Below are 14,813 nucleotides of genomic sequence, written 5' to 3'. Positions count from 1 at the left end.
GCCCTTTATAGCAATATCATCTTTACTAAAATTTATTAAATAACCTAACTACTGATTAGCATGCATTCTAGCAGACTATTGTCGCTATTTACATTGTTTTAAACGGAGTTAAATGTTTTGTATTTTTCGTATCGCAATGATGTATCAGTCTAGAACCTTGACTACATCCCACTTGTCGCCGCGAATCGAGATGGAACCACCGTACTCGTTTTCGCCGATCCACTGGTAGAGTGAGCAGTACATACGGTTCCCCGTCGTCTCTTTCCCGTCTTTGGTTTGGATGTTGAACCCGGCTTCTGACTGGCCCATTGTCAGCGAAGTGACCGATTTGAACGGTAACTGGATCTGGGCGCCGCCCTGGAAGAAAAGGAGGTTGCTGCCGATGTTCTGCCCATCGCAGATCATGGAGGCGTTGATGATATGAAAGGTCTCTTTTGCTTCAAGGGTGGTGATCTGCAGGTCGACGGCGTGCAGCGCGCCTGTGCTACAGAGGGCAACGGTACCGAGCAAAATGGTTCTGAGCATAGAGGAGTCCTTCTTCAGGGGGTCGAAAAACTGTTGATTTTTGTATATTTTATCAGAATAGTGTCTCATTAGTATTAACAAAAAGACATATAGATGTAAAGTATTTCTATAGTGCAATTCTTTTTCTTCCGGGAATCACGGCGACAGGAGGGAAGAAAAAATAGTTTTTACAGGCTACTGGCGGCGGTCAATTGCCTTCGCCCTGCATGCCTGGCGCGTAGGTGACGACGCTGTTGCGGCCTCCGGCTTTGGCATTGTACATGGCGATGTCCGCCCGTTTGAGAAGATCCTCCTCTTTTTGGGCATGGTTGGGGTAGACGGCAATCCCGATGCTCGAGGATATCTCGAGCGTGAGCCCTTCGATCTCGAACGGCATCTCCAGCACATGCCGGATCTTTTCCCCGATGACCGTGGCGGTATTTTCGCTACCGACCCCCGAAAGCATGACCACGAACTCGTCACCGCCGATGCGTGCGGCCATGTCGGACTGGCGCAGGCATCCGACGATGCGGTCGGCGACGGCCTTGAGCAGCAGGTCGCCGATGTCGTGCCCGAAACGATCGTTGACGGGTTTGAATTTGTCCAGATCGATAAACATCAACGAGAGGCTGGTCTGTTTCCGCTCTGCGTTGGAAATCGCCTTGTGCAGCCGGTTGTGCAGCTGCAGACGGTTCGGCAGGCCGGTCAGCATGTCGTGGAAGGCCTCGTGTTCGACCTCATCCTCAACCAGTTTGCGGTCGGTGATGTCGTAAAACCATCCCAGTACTGCCGGTTTGCCATGGTACTCTATCGGAAAGTAAGAGGCCAGGACCCATTTGATCCATTGGGACGAGCCGGGCGAGCGGATCTCGATGAGTTTGTCGACAACCTTTTCACCTTTGGAGACGCTCTTGACGATCTCGGTGAACTCCTTCGGGTGGGCATAATAGTTTGAGGGGTGTACCCCGATGATTTTGTGGGCCGGCAGTTCGATCAGGTCGTTATAGCAGCTGTTGGCAAAGACGACTTTGTTGGTGGCGAGGTCCGCGATGCGCGTCGCAATAGGGCTGCTCTCGAGCATCTGCAAAAGCCGGGCTTCGTTCTGCATCGCTTTGACGCGCAGGTTGAAGTTCTCTTCGAGCCGGAGCCCAGTCTGGCGGGCACTGAGCAGCAAAAAGAGCAGGAAAAGCGAAAGCATCGCCGCCATCCCCTGGGAGACCGGATCGTCCATGGCGGCCAGCGGCAGGATCTGCGACAATAAAACGGGAAAGATGAATCCGATCACCGATTTGCGGTCGATCGCGAGGATCGTTGCACTTCCCGCACTTATGCCGGCAAGGGTGAAGGCGACATAAAGCGTATGGTCGATATCCCCGGCAGGGACCAGCAGGATACCGCCGATCCCCCAGAAGACGCCCGTCAGTACAAGTGCGAGGCGGAAAAACAGCAGCCAGCGTTCGGCATCGGCCGGGGTATGTATCTTGGCTGTGCGCCGCCAGGCGATCAGCATGATGGTCCGGCCCAGCAGCACGGAAAAGAGGAGGGCAAGCCATCCGTACCGCACGTCGGCATCGATGACCGGCGCCTGAATCACCACCAGTATGACGGCGAGGATGGCGCTCATGGCCAGCGAAGAGGGCAGATGGGAATAGAGCACCCGTGCCTGCTCCATTTGCAAAGTGTCGTCGCCGTAATCGTTCATGCTATCGGCCGGCTGCTGTTCTTTCATTCGGTCCCCGTCCCGTCATCTGTTCGGTGATTCATGTTTCGAATCTCCCGACTCCAGTCTGCTGCTTTCTTGAGAAGGTTGTGGCGCAAACGCGACGTTACCGCTCATGCAGCGAATGCAATCTTACTGAATGGTATTAGGTTTATTTATAAAATACCCAGAAGATCGAATTCTATTTATGCAGATTGATAACAATATAGCATAAATTATCCCCTAAATATTGCCAAAGGGGAACATAAAGGGAATGATGACCGTTTGGTTCTGACAGTGTAATGTTCGGTGGACTAATGACCGTATTCCGGCTGACCATGCATTTCGGTAAGGGGCATTGGGATAATCTCTAATTGCGCCAGGCGCGCTAGCTTTAAGCTATGAGTTCCAGCAGGAGGTCGCGCGCTTCCGTGATCTGTACGAAGAGCTCGTGGCTGCCGCCGACGTCGGGGTGCGCCTCTTTGGCGCGGCGGCGGTAGGCGGCTTTGATCTGGGTGACTTCGAGTTCCCCGTCGACAGGGAGCTCCAGGAGTTCGCGCATCTCACGCTCATTGATCTGCCGGAAGGGGCTGCCGTGGCGCCGTTTATGACGGTTGCGGCGTGCCAGGTCCTCGAACACCTTCTCCTGGGTTTTACGGCGGCGTTCCATGGACTCCTGCAGCAGCTGCGTGCGCTCTGTGTTCCATTTATGGCGTGACATGACGACACAGGCGGCAAAACTGATGCAGCCCGTGGAGAGGAACTCGTCAAAGTCAAAGGGGCCGACCATCTCGTAGGGCTCTTCCAGCCAGGCGACCCGGCTCCCTTCATCGCCTTCGACGCGGTCGATCATGACGAAGTCGCGGAGACCAAGCGCACTGTTCCAGATGATGAATTGCTCCTCTTCCCACGAACGCTCTTGCATGACCTGTCTCCTTGCGTATTTGGCAGGACATGCAATATATGTGCTAATAGGAGGAAAAGAGTCCGTATTCTAGGGTCCCCGCAGCATTTCTACGTGGGGAATGCCGTCTTCGTCGTAGGGGGCTGAAACCGTTTCGAAACCGAACCCGGCATAAAAGGGCTCCATGCGCTGCTGCGCGGAGATCCTTATGGATGCCTGCCGGTAGAGCGAGGGGATCCTCTTTATCGCTTCGTGCATCAGCGCTTTGCCCAGACCCCTGCCGCGCAGCGCTATCGGCGTGATGACGCGCCCGATGGAGGGTTCCTCGAACTTATTGCCGGGGGAGACGACGCGCAGATAGGCGACGAGCCGTTTGCCGTGGGCATCTTCTTCCCACCCCGTGAGGTGCCACGAAAGCGGATCAAGATCGTCCGCATCCTGATAGGCGCACTCCTGCTCCACGACAAAAACGGCCTGCCGGAGCTTCATGATCTCCAGGATCTCCATGGGGGAGAGCCGATCGTACAATGACCATTGCCACCGCATCGGTCTAATTCTTGTGGTTGGTAGTTGGTGTTTTCATGACGCGGCAGTTTGCAAAAAAGATGCCAGGTGGCGTCGTGTCCGGTTGTCGTCCGGACTTTTGCCGCTTTACGCCTCCGGGCGGTAGGGACTTTCGTGGCGTGAGGCCTGCAGGCCGTACTGTACGAACATCTGCAGGGTCTCGTCGTGGCGGTGGATAATATCGACGACAGCGGGATCGTCCGAAGTGAGGGTGACCTTGATGCCGTCTGCGAGCATCTCCCACGCCAGCGTCATGGCGTCGCGGTTGTCGAAGAGCTCGACGAAAAGGGGGTCCCAGGAGCGTACGGCCCGGCCGCCGTCGTAGCGCTTCTTCATGCCGACGACATGTTCGTGCAGGACGCTGACGAGCTTGGTGTCCCCGGAGGTGACGCGGGTGACCGTTTCGATCCCCGCCGCCGTTTTCTGCGTCGTGCGTTCAAGCTCGCCGTGGCGGACGAGCAGCTCGTGGTAAAGTGCCTCGTCGGCCTGGTGTGCCGCGTCGCTTCCCCCGCGGCCTCGGAGGAAGACTCTGTCCTTGTGCGTTTCCATGGGACTCCTTTTGCCGTATTGTGCCGCACCAATGCAAAAAAAGCTCCCGAAAGGGCACGGACTATATAGTATATTAATTAATATGTAACTGCCGGCTTCAGTCGTCGGTTGGGACGGGGACGCGCTGCATCTCCTCGTGGCCGGTGCGGCGTACGACGGCAAGCCCGGCGGCGCCGAGGAGGGCGAAGCCCCCGACGAGGGCGAGGATGCCGCCGTCGTAGAGGCGGCCTATGGTCACGCCGATAGGCAGGGCGATGAAGGTCGAGAGCGAACCGACGACCGCGGCCCCGATGCCGGCAATGTGCCCCAGCGGCTCCATCGCCATGGCATTGAGGTTGCCAAAGAGCAGGCCGAAGCAGAAGAAGGTAACGAGGCCGTAGAGCATGAAGGTCCCAAACGGCGGCACCCCGTCATGGGCATAGGCATAGGCGAAATAGAGGAGCGAGACGAGGGTGAGGGCCGCGAGCGCCGAGGAGCTGAGCGGCCGCATGCCGTAGCGCATCACCAGCCGCGCATTGAGGTAGGAGGCGAGGCCGATGGAGAGGGCGAAGATGCCGAAGTAGAGGGCAAAGAGCTCGCCGGTGCCGTAGGTGTCGCGGAAGATCTGTTCGGCAGAGCTGAGATAGCCCATGAAGACGCTGAACACCAGCCCCATGGCGACGGTATAGCCCAGGGCGGTGCGGTTCCTGCAGGTCTCTACAATGCCGGTAAGGATACGTGCGGGCGAGAGGGGGATGCGTCGCTCTAATGGCAGCGTCTCGGGCTGGCGCAGGATGAACCAGACCAGCGTCACTGCGGCGACGGCAATGAAGAGCCCGAAGATCGCCTGCCATCCCCAGAGGTAGAGCAGGCCTTCGCCCAGCGCCGGGGCGACGGCGGGTACGAAGATGAAGATGCTCATGACAAAAGACATCACCCGTGCCATCATACGCCCTTCGTAGAGATCGCGGATGAGGGCCACGGAGACGATGCGCGGCCCGGCGGCACCTAGCCCCTGCAAAAAGCGGCCGAAGAGCATGACGGTCAGGTTCGGACTGAGCAGGGCGATAAGGGACCCAGCGATGTAGAGGCCGAACCCGACGTAGATGGCACGCTTCCGCCCGAAGCTGTCGCTGAGCGGCCCGTAGAGCAGCTGCCCCAGGGCCATCCCCGCAAAGAGCAGGGAGATGATGAGCTGGCGGTCGTTGTCGGTCTGCACCTGCAGGGCCATGCCGATGGTGCTGAGCGCAGGCATGACGGCATCGATAGCCAGGGCCGCCGCGGCGGTCATCAGGCTCATCAGAAGGACAAACTCTTTAAAGGAGGGGCGGGGTGTCTGCGGTTTCATTCTAACTTTTTACCACGGATCGGCTTCAGGCCCGGACGGTGCGACACACCGGAACGATACTTTCAGCTTCAGACATCGTAGAACGCGGCGAACGCGTCGAGGGGGACTCGTGGCGTCCGGTAGCCGTTGATCGGGGCCGTCTTATCCTCGTAGCCCAGGGCCATGCCGCACAGCAGGGTCTTGTCGCTTCCAATGCCCAGTTCTTCGCGGACGATATCGGGGTATTCGGCCAGGGCGGCCTGCGGGCAGCTTCCCAGCCCGAGGGATGTCGCCGCGAGCATGAGGGACTGCAGGAACATGCCGTAATCGAGCCAGGAGCCCTTTTCCAGGGCGGCATCGATAAAAAAGTAGAGCACGACCGGGGCGTCGAAGGCCCTGTAGTTGGCTTTCCACTGTTCGGCCTGCGCCGCTCTGTCCTCTTTGGCAATGCCCAGCGTCCGGTACATCAGCAGGCCCGTCTCTTTGCGCCGGCTCCGGTAGGGCTCCTCCCACTGTTGCGGGTAGTAGCTATAGTCCATGCGGGCTTTTTCACCCGCCTCGAAGGCCTTAATAATCCTTGTTTCAATAAGCTTTTTCATGCTGCCGCCGACGACACAGACGCTCCACGGCTGCATGTTGACACCGGAGGGGGCATGACTTGCATGTTCAAGGAGCGTTTCAATGGTCTCTCTGTCCACCGCCTTGTCCAGGAACGCCCGCACCGATCTGCGTTCGAGGAGTGCATCCAATGTATCCATTTCCGTCCTTTGGCATCTTAAGAGCAAAGCATAGCGTTTAAAAGGCAATTAACAAGAAGGGCGCAGGTGTCTGCAGGTAACCTGCGCCATTGAAGAAGGCGGCTAGGGCAGGACGCTGCAGCCCAGACGGTAGAGGCGGTAGCCCTTGGCGTGCAGCGTGTCGTGGCGGCTCTCGAAGTCCCAGCGTACCCACTCCCACAGGGCCTTTCTGCTGCTGCCCCCGGATTTGACCCAGAGGGCGTTGTAGCGCAGTTCGCCGTCGGCGCCGAGAAAAGTGTTGAGGCGTTCCGGACGGTACCCTTTCGTGTCATACTCGGTGTACAGCTTGTCGAAGTCGGCCCGCTTCCAGGCCCAGACGGCGGGCCTGTCGTCGTCCGATTTGATCCAGACGGCGTTGTAGCGCTCCTCTCCGCCCGGGTAGACGAACGTATTGAGATCGATCAGGCGGAACCCTTTCTCATGGTACTCGGCGTAGAGCTTATCGAAATCGGCACGTTTCCAGGCCCAGACCGCAGGGCGGTCTTCGTGCGATTTGATCCAGATGGCGTTGAAGCGCTCAATGCCGTCGGAGAGCATGAAGGCGTTGAGCGACGCCAACCGGTACCCCTTTGCGTAGTACTCGGTGTACAGTTTGTCGAAGTCGGCGCGTTTCCATGCCCAGACGGCGGGCCGATCCTCGTGCGATTTGATCCAGACGGCGTTGTAGCGCACCTCGCCGCCGGGCAGGACAAAGGCGTTGAGCTCATCCAGGCGGAACCCTTTTGCATCATACTCTTTTTTCAGCTTGTCGAAGTCGGCCCGTTTCCAGGCCCAGACGACGGGACGGTCCTCGTTCGACTTGATCCAGACGGCGTTGTAGCGGTCATGGCCCGCCGGCAGCTGCTGCAGGTTTTTGCGCCAGGTTTTCAGCGACGCGTGGATGATGGCCCGCTGCTGCGGCGTAATCCGTGCCCGCGTCTGCCCGGTGGTGTTGCCGGGGAGATAGGGGCATTGCGCCGTGTAGCTCATCACGTTGTCGCGCGGCGGTGTCGCGGTAAAATCCCTGCCGCAGTAGTCCGAGTGGACGGTGAACTCGCCCGCGCCGATACAGGGATTGGCGGTGGCGGATGGCAGGTCTGTACCGAAGAGCGCCTGCATGTACAGTGTGGCGCCCGGATCGCCTGAGGTATCCGTCAGGGTGTCCATATCCCAAACGAGGTCCGCGATGTTTTCGGGGACGTTTTTGGGGTCGGGATAGTGCTGCCGGCAGTAGTCGTCGAGCTGCTGCATCGCGACGGCCATTGTTTCGGGGGAGTCGTTGCGCATGGTATGGGTCAGGTCGAAATAGTGGCCGAGCTCATGGGCCAGGAAGACGTGGGGCGCCTGGGCGGGGGTGGGGCCGCCGGCGTAGACCATGACGCCCAGCGTACCCGTCGCCGCCCATGGGCTCAGTGCGACAAAATTCATATCTTTGTGCGAGAAACCGCCGCCGCCTTCGTCGACGATGTCGCACGCCTTCGAGTACCGGACATACTCGCCGTTTTTGAAGAGGTAGGTACAGCCGTTGCTCTCCCGCCAGAGGGCCGCCTGGATACCCTGCTCAAATACCTCCGGGAGACCGCGCCAGTTGTTTTTGATGGCCTGCGGGTAGCCGGCGTCCACGCCTGCACTGACGCTGGAGAAGCGGACGTATTCGTCATTTTTGAAAAAATAGATCTGTCCGGTGGGTTTGTAGTAGAGCGCGGCATCGATCTCCTGCCGGAAGGCGGGCGGAAGGCCCGGCCAGTGGTCGGCAATCTTTTTCGGGTATCCCGGGTCGACGCCGGCACTGACGTTTGTGAAACGGACGTATTCGCTCCCTTTGAAGAGGTACACGCAGCTGTTACTCTCCCGCCACAGCGCGGCATCGATGCCCTGTTGAAAGGAAGCCGGGAGGCCCGGCCAGTGGTTGGCGATGGGCTTGGGGTAGCCCGGATCGACGCCGGCGCCGACGCTGGAAAACCGGACGTATTCGCTTCCTTTGAAGAGGTAGATCTTGCCGTTGTCCTGCCGAAGCAGGGCGGCGTCGATCCCCTGCTTGAACGCGGCGGGGAGTCCGGGCCAGTTCCCGTCAAGTGGTTTGGGGTAACCCGAATCGACGAGTACCCTGACGGCGGTCCGGCGGCGGACGTAAATGACGATCTTGTCGGGGTAGTGTTTGGCCGCATAGCTGTAGGCCGCATGCTGCGAAGGGCTCAGGCGGTAACCGGCGAAAGCAGGGTCAGGGTGCGGGATCGTCGCCTCCGCATCGGGGCACTCCATGCTCCAGTCCGCCACACGGTTGATCAGCGTGTTGTTGAGGGTGCTGATCTTCTGCAAAATCAGCCGGATCCCCACATCGGGTTCGTAGATGGCATTGGTGTCCTCGATCAGCGCCCTGACCGTGTCGTCTGAAAATGCGTCGCCTGCATAGTGCGAGCCGTCGTCATCGGCGACCTTGATGACGACGACGGGCAGTCTGATCAGCTCCGTGCTCATTGTTTTGTTCCTCCTCCTGTTTCTGTCCGACCGGCGAGGGTGGACATCTGCATTTAACTATAGGACTTTATTAATTAAAAGATACTGCGAAATAATATTTCTAATTGGTATTTTTGATCTTTAGATAGTGTGATACCTATGCCTGGTTTGAACGGAGTTTTGTTACACTATGGCAAAAGAAAAAGGACCTGTTTGACCTACGACACGGCCATTATCGGCGCCGGTATCAACGGCTGCGCCACGGCGTATTTTTTGACCAAGGGGGGCGAGAAAGTCGCCCTCATCGACCGCGAAGGGATCGCCGCGGGCGGCAGCGGGGCAGCAGGGGCTTTCGTTTCGCCCAAGTTCTCCAAGGGCGGCCCGCTCAAGGCGCTGATGGAGGAGAGTTACCTTTTCTCGCTCGACTTTTACGAGTGCTATTTCCCCGAGCTTATCCGCATTGCACCCCTGATCCATTTTGCCAAGTACGAGGACGAGAACGAAAAGGTGAGGGCGTTCAAAGAGACGACAGCGTTGCCGATGCTCGCTTCGATGCCGGAGGTGCCGTTGACGGAGGAGGCGGAGGCGTTCGAACACGTTGTCCTGGCCCGCAGCGGTCTGGTCAATGCGCAGGCGGTCTGCACACGGCTGGCGGAGGGTTCCGACTTTATATTGGATGATATTAATATTATAAAATATAGTGAAGGGTTATGGTCGGTCGGAAGGATCCGCGCGAAGAAGGTCGTCCTGGCAACGGGGGCTTATAGGCCCGTCGTTTCGATGCCGCATATCGCGCTGCGTGCCGTTTGGGGGCACCGTGTTGATATCAGGACGTCAACCCCGCTGCCGTGCCACCTGCACCAGTACGTCTCCATTGCCGCGACGGGTGCGAACGGGGAGGGTGCCATCGGTGCGACACACGACGTGCACTACGATCCGCAGACGGTAACGGAGCCCTATGACGTCGCGCAGGGGCGGGCGGAATTGCTGCAGAAGGCGGCCAAAACAGTCATGCTCGAACATGTCGAAGTCCTCAAAGACTACACCGGGCTGCGTTCGGGTTCCAACGACTACTACCCGCTGGTCGGAAGGGTCGCTGACGCCGAGGCGTCGCTGCTGGCGGTCCCCGGGCTCTCAAAGGGCGTCAAGACCGACGCGGCATCGCTTGTCTACCACCCCGGACTCTACATGATCAACGGTACGGGCGGCTACGGTTTCGTCATGGGCCCGCTGCTCGCCCGCTCCCTTGCCGAGTCGCTGCTGGAAGGGAAACCGCTCCCCGAGGCGCTGGACCCGACCCGTTTCCTCTACCGCTGGGCGAAACGCGCCGGAAAGTGATTTGCTACAATAGGGCTATGAAAACGTTCCTTCCGTTTATCGCGGCGGCGGCATTGATGCAGGGGTGCGGGAGCAGCAGCTCCGCGGACGCTTTCCATCAGCCCTCCGCCGCGCTTTGCGACGCCGCCAAGAGCCTCGACGACGGGACACTGTTTTGTGCCGTGCGCCCCTCGCGTCTCGATCCTGCCGCCCGCGACCAGTTCGGGACGGCGACGCTGTTGGACCAGCGGCTGGGATTCGGATACCACAGCGCCGTTTTTCCGCCGGAGGGGAGCAGCGTCAAAGGGCTCTACGTGCATATGGTCGGGACCTTCGGCCGTCCCTATAACCAGGAGAACGGAGCCTTCTCTTCCGAGACCTTTATGCATGAAGCGGCGCAGAACGGATTCGTCGTGCTGAACGTCGCCTACCACAACCGCTACCTTGTCAACGGCTCGTCCGAGTGCGGCGGCCACCCCGAGGTCAACAACTGTGCGGGGAAGGTGAGAGAGGAGAAGCTGACCGGCGAGGACCTCTCGACCGTTGTTGACGTGCCCGCAGCCGACGCCATCATCCCGCGCCTGCAGCGCCTCGTCGCGTATTTCGAGGCCAACGGGTTTCATTTTCCCGTGACGGTCGTCGGCACCGGCGGCGTGGCGTGGGAAAACCTTTACGCCGGCGGCCATTCACAGGGGGCGGGGCAGGCGCTCTACCTCTCCAAGGTCTTCGGCGCAGGGCATGTATGCATGCTCGCAGGCATTTACGACGTCCCCGACGATGTGCCCGCTGCGGGGACCGTCGCCGACTGGATCACCGACACGCCGCCCTTTGCCGACTCCGCCCGCATCCGCGCTATCACGGCCACGGACGACCCCTCCTACGGCGATTTCGTCTATACGTACGGCCAGCTCGGCCTGCAGGAGGGTGTGCAGTGGCAATCCTTCTATGCCGCAACATACCACGATGCCGATGGTGTTGCGATCGGCGCCCACGAGGCGGCGGTGGATGACCCGGTTTACGCCCCGCTGCGACAGCGGGCCTGCTTCGAGACCGGCAGTTTCGAGGACCTTCCGTGACGGTTGTTCTGACGGTCATCGGCGTGATCGTGCTGCTTTGGGGTGTGCTTTTTCTTGTGTGGCCGCGGCTGGTCTTCGCCCCCGTCTATTACCCCAAACGTGATGCGTTCCACCTGCACCCGGAGCGCTTCCGGGGGCTCGAACAGGTGTGCGGCGGTAACGTCGTGCTGGAAGGCATCGTGTACGAGCCGGAGTCGCCCCGATGCACCGTTTTTTACTTCGGCGGAAAGGAGCAGGACAGCGTGGCACTGGTCGGCAAGCTCAGCGAGCGTTTCCCCGACTGGCGCATCATCGCGTTCAACTACCGCGGCTACGGCTGCAGCGGCGGAAGGCCCGGCGAACGCGTTCTGCTGGAGGATGCCGTTGCGCTGGTGACCTATGCCAAAGAGCGCTTCGGCCCGCTGATGCTGATGGGCTACAGCCTCGGCGGCAGCGTGGCAGCCTATGCCGCTTCGCGCACCGACGTGACACAGCTGATCCTTGTCGCACCCTTTTACGACATACCTTCCCTCGCGCGCCGCAAGGTGCCCTTCTTCCCCGGGTGGCTGATGCGCTGCCGATTTGAGACGGCTCGCTATCTCGGCGGCGTCAGCGCACCGGTGAGCATCTTCGCCAGCCGGGACGACGAGATCGTGCCGCTTGAGCAGAGCCTTGCGCTGAAGGAGAAGGCGCCGTCGTTAGCTGTCCATAAAGTATACAGCGGGTACAATCATGCAGAAATACTCGGCAGCGAACGTTTTATCGCCGACGTCTCAAAGGTGTGCTGATGGCCAAGAATGCAGTCATATTGCTTAATATGGGAGGCCCGAACGACCTCTACGAGGTTCAGACCTTCCTGCATAACATGTTCAACGACCCCAACATTCTGACGATGAAGAGCGGCCTGCTGCGCCGCTTCATCGCCAGCGTCATTACCTCCAACCGCACGAAGAGCGCGCAGGAGGTCTACCAGAAGCTCGGCGGCAAATCGCCGATTGTCGGCATTACGAAGAAGCTCGTCGCGGCGCTGCAGGCGAAACTGGGCGAAGACGTTATCGTCGACTTCGCCATGCGCTATACGCCGCCTTTTGCGGACGTTTCCATCGAACGTCTGAAGGCGGAAGGGGTGACGCACGTCTACCTGATCCCGCTCTACCCGCAGTACTCGACGACGACGACGAAGTCCTCCCTGGAGGATTACGAAGCGCGGATGCACGCCCTGGGGCTCAAGGCGCTTGTGACGGAGATCAAGCACTTCTACAGCAGTGCGACGTACAATGCGGTCATTATCGACCGCATCCGTGAGGCGATGGCCGGGGCGGACGCGGGGGCATTTGAGCTGATCTTCTCCGCGCACGGGCTGCCGCAGAAGATTGTCGACAAGGGCGACCCCTACGAACATCATGTCAAGGAACATGTCGCGCTGCTGAAGCCGATGCTCGAGGCGGCGGGACTCACCTTCGCCGACATTCACATTGCCTACCAGTCGAAGGTCGGCCCGCTGAAATGGCTGGAGCCCTCCCTGGAGCAGAAGCTCGAAAGCCTGGAACGCAAAAAGGTGCTCGTCTTCCCGATCGCGTTTACGATCGACAACTCCGAGACCCTCTATGAGCTCGATATGGAGTACCGCGAAGTCGCGGAGGAGCTTGGATACGAGGATTACCGCGTCGCCGCCTGTCCCAACGACCACCCGCTCTTTGTCGAGGCGCTGGCGTCGCTCTATGCGAAAATGCGCTCCTGAAAACTCCAGAGTACTAAAATCAGAATGATGTGACCTGCAGCGCGCACAAGCGCGCAGGGAAGAAGATCAGAGGGTTGCTTTGAAGCTGTCGATGGCTGCCATCGTTTTGTGCAGCGTTGTGGCAAAGGCGTCTGCGAGGGTGTTGTACTCCTCGACCCGGTTGATAAGCACGGCTTCGCGAAGCGTTTCCGCCGCCTCGGCAAGGGCATCGGCACCGATATTGGACGCGACGCCCTTGACATCGAGCATGAAGGCGACGAGCTTGGTATCGTCATTGGCCCGGATGTAGGTGTGCACGAGGTTGTCCGCCTGGTTATAGGAGGTGACGAATTCATCGAGGATCTCGGCGTACATCACTTTGTCGCCGGCACAGATATCCAGCCCGACTGCGGCATTGAGCGCCGTATCCGCCCCGTGGGTTTTCAGTTCCGGAAGCATCTCCTCTTCCGCTTCTTCAACCGCTTCCGACGCAAGGTTCAGGTACTGGTACATCACCGCATAGAGGGCATCGACACGCAGCGGCTTGGCCAGCTGCTCCTCCATGCCCGCTTCGCGCATCTTGCGGATATCGTCGGCCCCGACGTCCCCGCTCAGGGCAACGACGGCAATGGCGTCAAAACGCGGGTCCTGACGAATGGCTTGTGTCGCTTCGAAGCCGTCCATGACCGGCATGTGAGCATCCATCAGGACCATGTTGTAGTTGGGGTTCTCATTGAGCATGTCCAGCGCTTCCTGACCGTTATTGGCAATGACGATGTCCATACCGCTCCCCTCGAGCAGGCGCGAGATCACCTTCTGGTTGATCAGGTTGTCTTCAGCGATCAAAAGACGGTTGCCGGCGAATTCCGCCAGCCGCTCTTTGGTGACGGCACCCAGTTCGGCCGGGAGGTCACGCTTTTTGCGCGTAGCCGCTGCAGCCGGGACGGCTTCCTGCACTTCCGGAACTTCCACAGGTGCTTCTGTTTCGACGGCTTCGGTGTAGCTCTCTTCCGGTTCGGGGGCGGGGGCTTCGTAGAAGGTTGTCTCTTCGACCTCCATCGGCTCCGGTTCATAGAGCGTTTCTATCGGCTGTTCCGTTTCCGGTTCAGGTTCATAGGTCTCCTCGGGGACGACAGGCGCTTCCGGAGCATGCGCTGCCGCTGCCGTTTCGGCGAAATCCTCTGCGAGTGTTTCAAGGTCCGCCTTCTCATGCGGAGGGAAAAGCTCGGAGGAACGGCGTTTGCGGCGGGCGATATAGAGCAGGATCAACAGGGCGACGAGCGCCAGGATAATGCTGTAAAGCAGCATGGAAGAGGTGCCGTCCAGAGGCGGTTCGGGCAGATCGCTGCTGGCAGTGACTTCCGTGGAAGCGACAGGGGCGGGTACCGTATCGACAATCGCGGTGGCCGGGCCCTTTGGTTCCGGTGTCACGGTTACGGGTGCCGTTGCTGCGGGAACCGGTTCGGGGGTTTCGACGGCCGGAACCTCCTCGATGACATTGGTTTCATCAACGACGAAGATGCCTTCCTCCTCCTGGACAGGGACCGGTGCCGCGGCAGGGGCAGCAGGTGTCACGGCGGTGGCAGCGCGCGTAACATAGTATGCGTCGGGCACGACACCCTTGACAGACGACATCACGACGGGAAGGTCTGCTTCGTCCGTAAACCCGGTCAGTTCGGAGCGGTAGAGCCCTTTGACCTGTTCGACGGTAAAGCTGAAGTGCTTTTCATTGAGAAGCGCAGCGACGGCCTCGTCCTGCATCAGGTGGTTCTTTACCTCGGTAATGCGGGCCTGGGCGGCATCGGCGCTGCTGAACGCACCGACGGAAATGGCCTGGTTGAGTGCGGCAAATGCCCCGGCAGCCAGGAGCAAAACGGCAACAAGAAGACGACGTAACTGTAACATAATCCCATCCTTCTGACACGGGGAGCGGGAGCTCTCCGGTAGATATTGTTACTATTG

General features: G+C 59.4%; 13 protein-coding genes. 4 read left to right on the top strand and 9 right to left on the bottom strand.

The window, feature by feature from the left end; genetic code table 11:
• Positions 1-144: 144 nt before the first annotated feature.
• The 8 genes from WCX49_RS06920 to WCX49_RS06885 all read right to left on the bottom strand — a co-directional run bounded on the left by WCX49_RS06920 (position 145) and on the right by WCX49_RS06885 (position 8,780).
• Positions 145-525, bottom strand: a complete 381-nt coding sequence (locus WCX49_RS06920) for a hypothetical protein (protein WP_345984364.1) — start codon at positions 523-525, stop codon at positions 145-147.
• 187 nt (positions 526-712) lie between these two features.
• On the bottom strand, positions 713-2,233 hold the full coding sequence (locus WCX49_RS06915) for a sensor domain-containing diguanylate cyclase (RefSeq protein ID WP_345984363.1): 1,521 nt from the start codon (positions 2,231-2,233) through the stop codon (positions 713-715).
• Positions 2,234-2,597: 364 nt separating this feature from the next.
• The gene (locus WCX49_RS06910) at positions 2,598-3,128 is read right to left on the bottom strand and encodes a J domain-containing protein (protein ID WP_345984362.1); all 531 of its coding nucleotides are present in this window, start codon (positions 3,126-3,128) and stop codon (positions 2,598-2,600) included.
• A 69-nt stretch (positions 3,129-3,197) separates the two neighbouring features.
• Positions 3,198-3,653, bottom strand: a complete 456-nt coding sequence (locus tag WCX49_RS06905) for a GNAT family N-acetyltransferase (protein WP_345984361.1) — start codon at positions 3,651-3,653, stop codon at positions 3,198-3,200.
• 105 nt (positions 3,654-3,758) lie between these two features.
• Positions 3,759-4,220, bottom strand: a complete 462-nt coding sequence (locus WCX49_RS06900; protein WP_345984360.1) for a hypothetical protein — start codon at positions 4,218-4,220, stop codon at positions 3,759-3,761.
• Positions 4,221-4,317: 97 nt separating this feature from the next.
• Positions 4,318-5,547 (bottom strand): multidrug effflux MFS transporter, encoded by a 1,230-nt coding sequence (locus WCX49_RS06895; protein ID WP_345984359.1) that lies wholly within the window; start codon positions 5,545-5,547, stop codon positions 4,318-4,320.
• Between the two features lie 68 nt (positions 5,548-5,615).
• Positions 5,616-6,284, bottom strand: coding sequence for a nitroreductase (locus WCX49_RS06890; RefSeq protein WP_345984358.1), 669 nt, complete (start codon positions 6,282-6,284; stop codon positions 5,616-5,618).
• A 102-nt stretch (positions 6,285-6,386) separates the two neighbouring features.
• Complete coding sequence (locus tag WCX49_RS06885) at positions 6,387-8,780, bottom strand: hemopexin repeat-containing protein (protein WP_345984357.1); 2,394 nt, start codon at positions 8,778-8,780, stop codon at positions 6,387-6,389.
• A gap of 192 nt (positions 8,781-8,972) precedes the next feature.
• Between WCX49_RS06885 and WCX49_RS06880 the strand changes: the two genes are divergently transcribed.
• Genes WCX49_RS06880 through hemH form a run of 4 tightly spaced genes read left to right on the top strand, consistent with a single transcriptional unit; the run spans position 8,973 to position 12,872 of the window.
• Positions 8,973-10,097, top strand: coding sequence for an FAD-dependent oxidoreductase (locus WCX49_RS06880; protein WP_345984356.1), 1,125 nt, complete (start codon positions 8,973-8,975; stop codon positions 10,095-10,097).
• A gap of 17 nt (positions 10,098-10,114) precedes the next feature.
• On the top strand, positions 10,115-11,152 hold the full coding sequence (locus WCX49_RS06875; RefSeq protein ID WP_345984355.1) for a hypothetical protein: 1,038 nt from the start codon (positions 10,115-10,117) through the stop codon (positions 11,150-11,152).
• Positions 11,149-11,919 carry an alpha/beta fold hydrolase gene (locus WCX49_RS06870; protein WP_345984354.1) on the top strand — a complete coding sequence of 257 codons (771 nt, stop codon included), beginning with the start codon at positions 11,149-11,151 and terminating at the stop codon, positions 11,917-11,919. Before WCX49_RS06875 ends, WCX49_RS06870 begins: the two co-directional genes overlap by 4 nt.
• Entirely contained in the window at positions 11,919-12,872 is a 954-nt protein-coding gene (gene hemH, locus WCX49_RS06865) for a ferrochelatase (protein WP_345984353.1), read from the top strand. The genes WCX49_RS06870 and hemH overlap by 1 nt, the downstream gene beginning before the upstream one ends.
• Before the next feature lie 66 nt (positions 12,873-12,938).
• Here the strand turns inward: hemH and WCX49_RS06860 are convergent, their stop codons facing one another.
• Positions 12,939-14,756, bottom strand: a complete 1,818-nt coding sequence (locus tag WCX49_RS06860) for a response regulator (protein ID WP_345984352.1) — start codon at positions 14,754-14,756, stop codon at positions 12,939-12,941.
• Positions 14,757-14,813 lie beyond the last annotated feature (57 nt).

Source organism: Sulfurimonas sp. HSL-1656 (genome assembly GCF_039645585.1).
Lineage (GTDB): Bacteria > Campylobacterota > Campylobacteria > Campylobacterales > Sulfurimonadaceae > Thiomicrolovo > Thiomicrolovo subterrani.
This window is presented reverse-complemented; position numbering and strand designations above follow the sequence as displayed.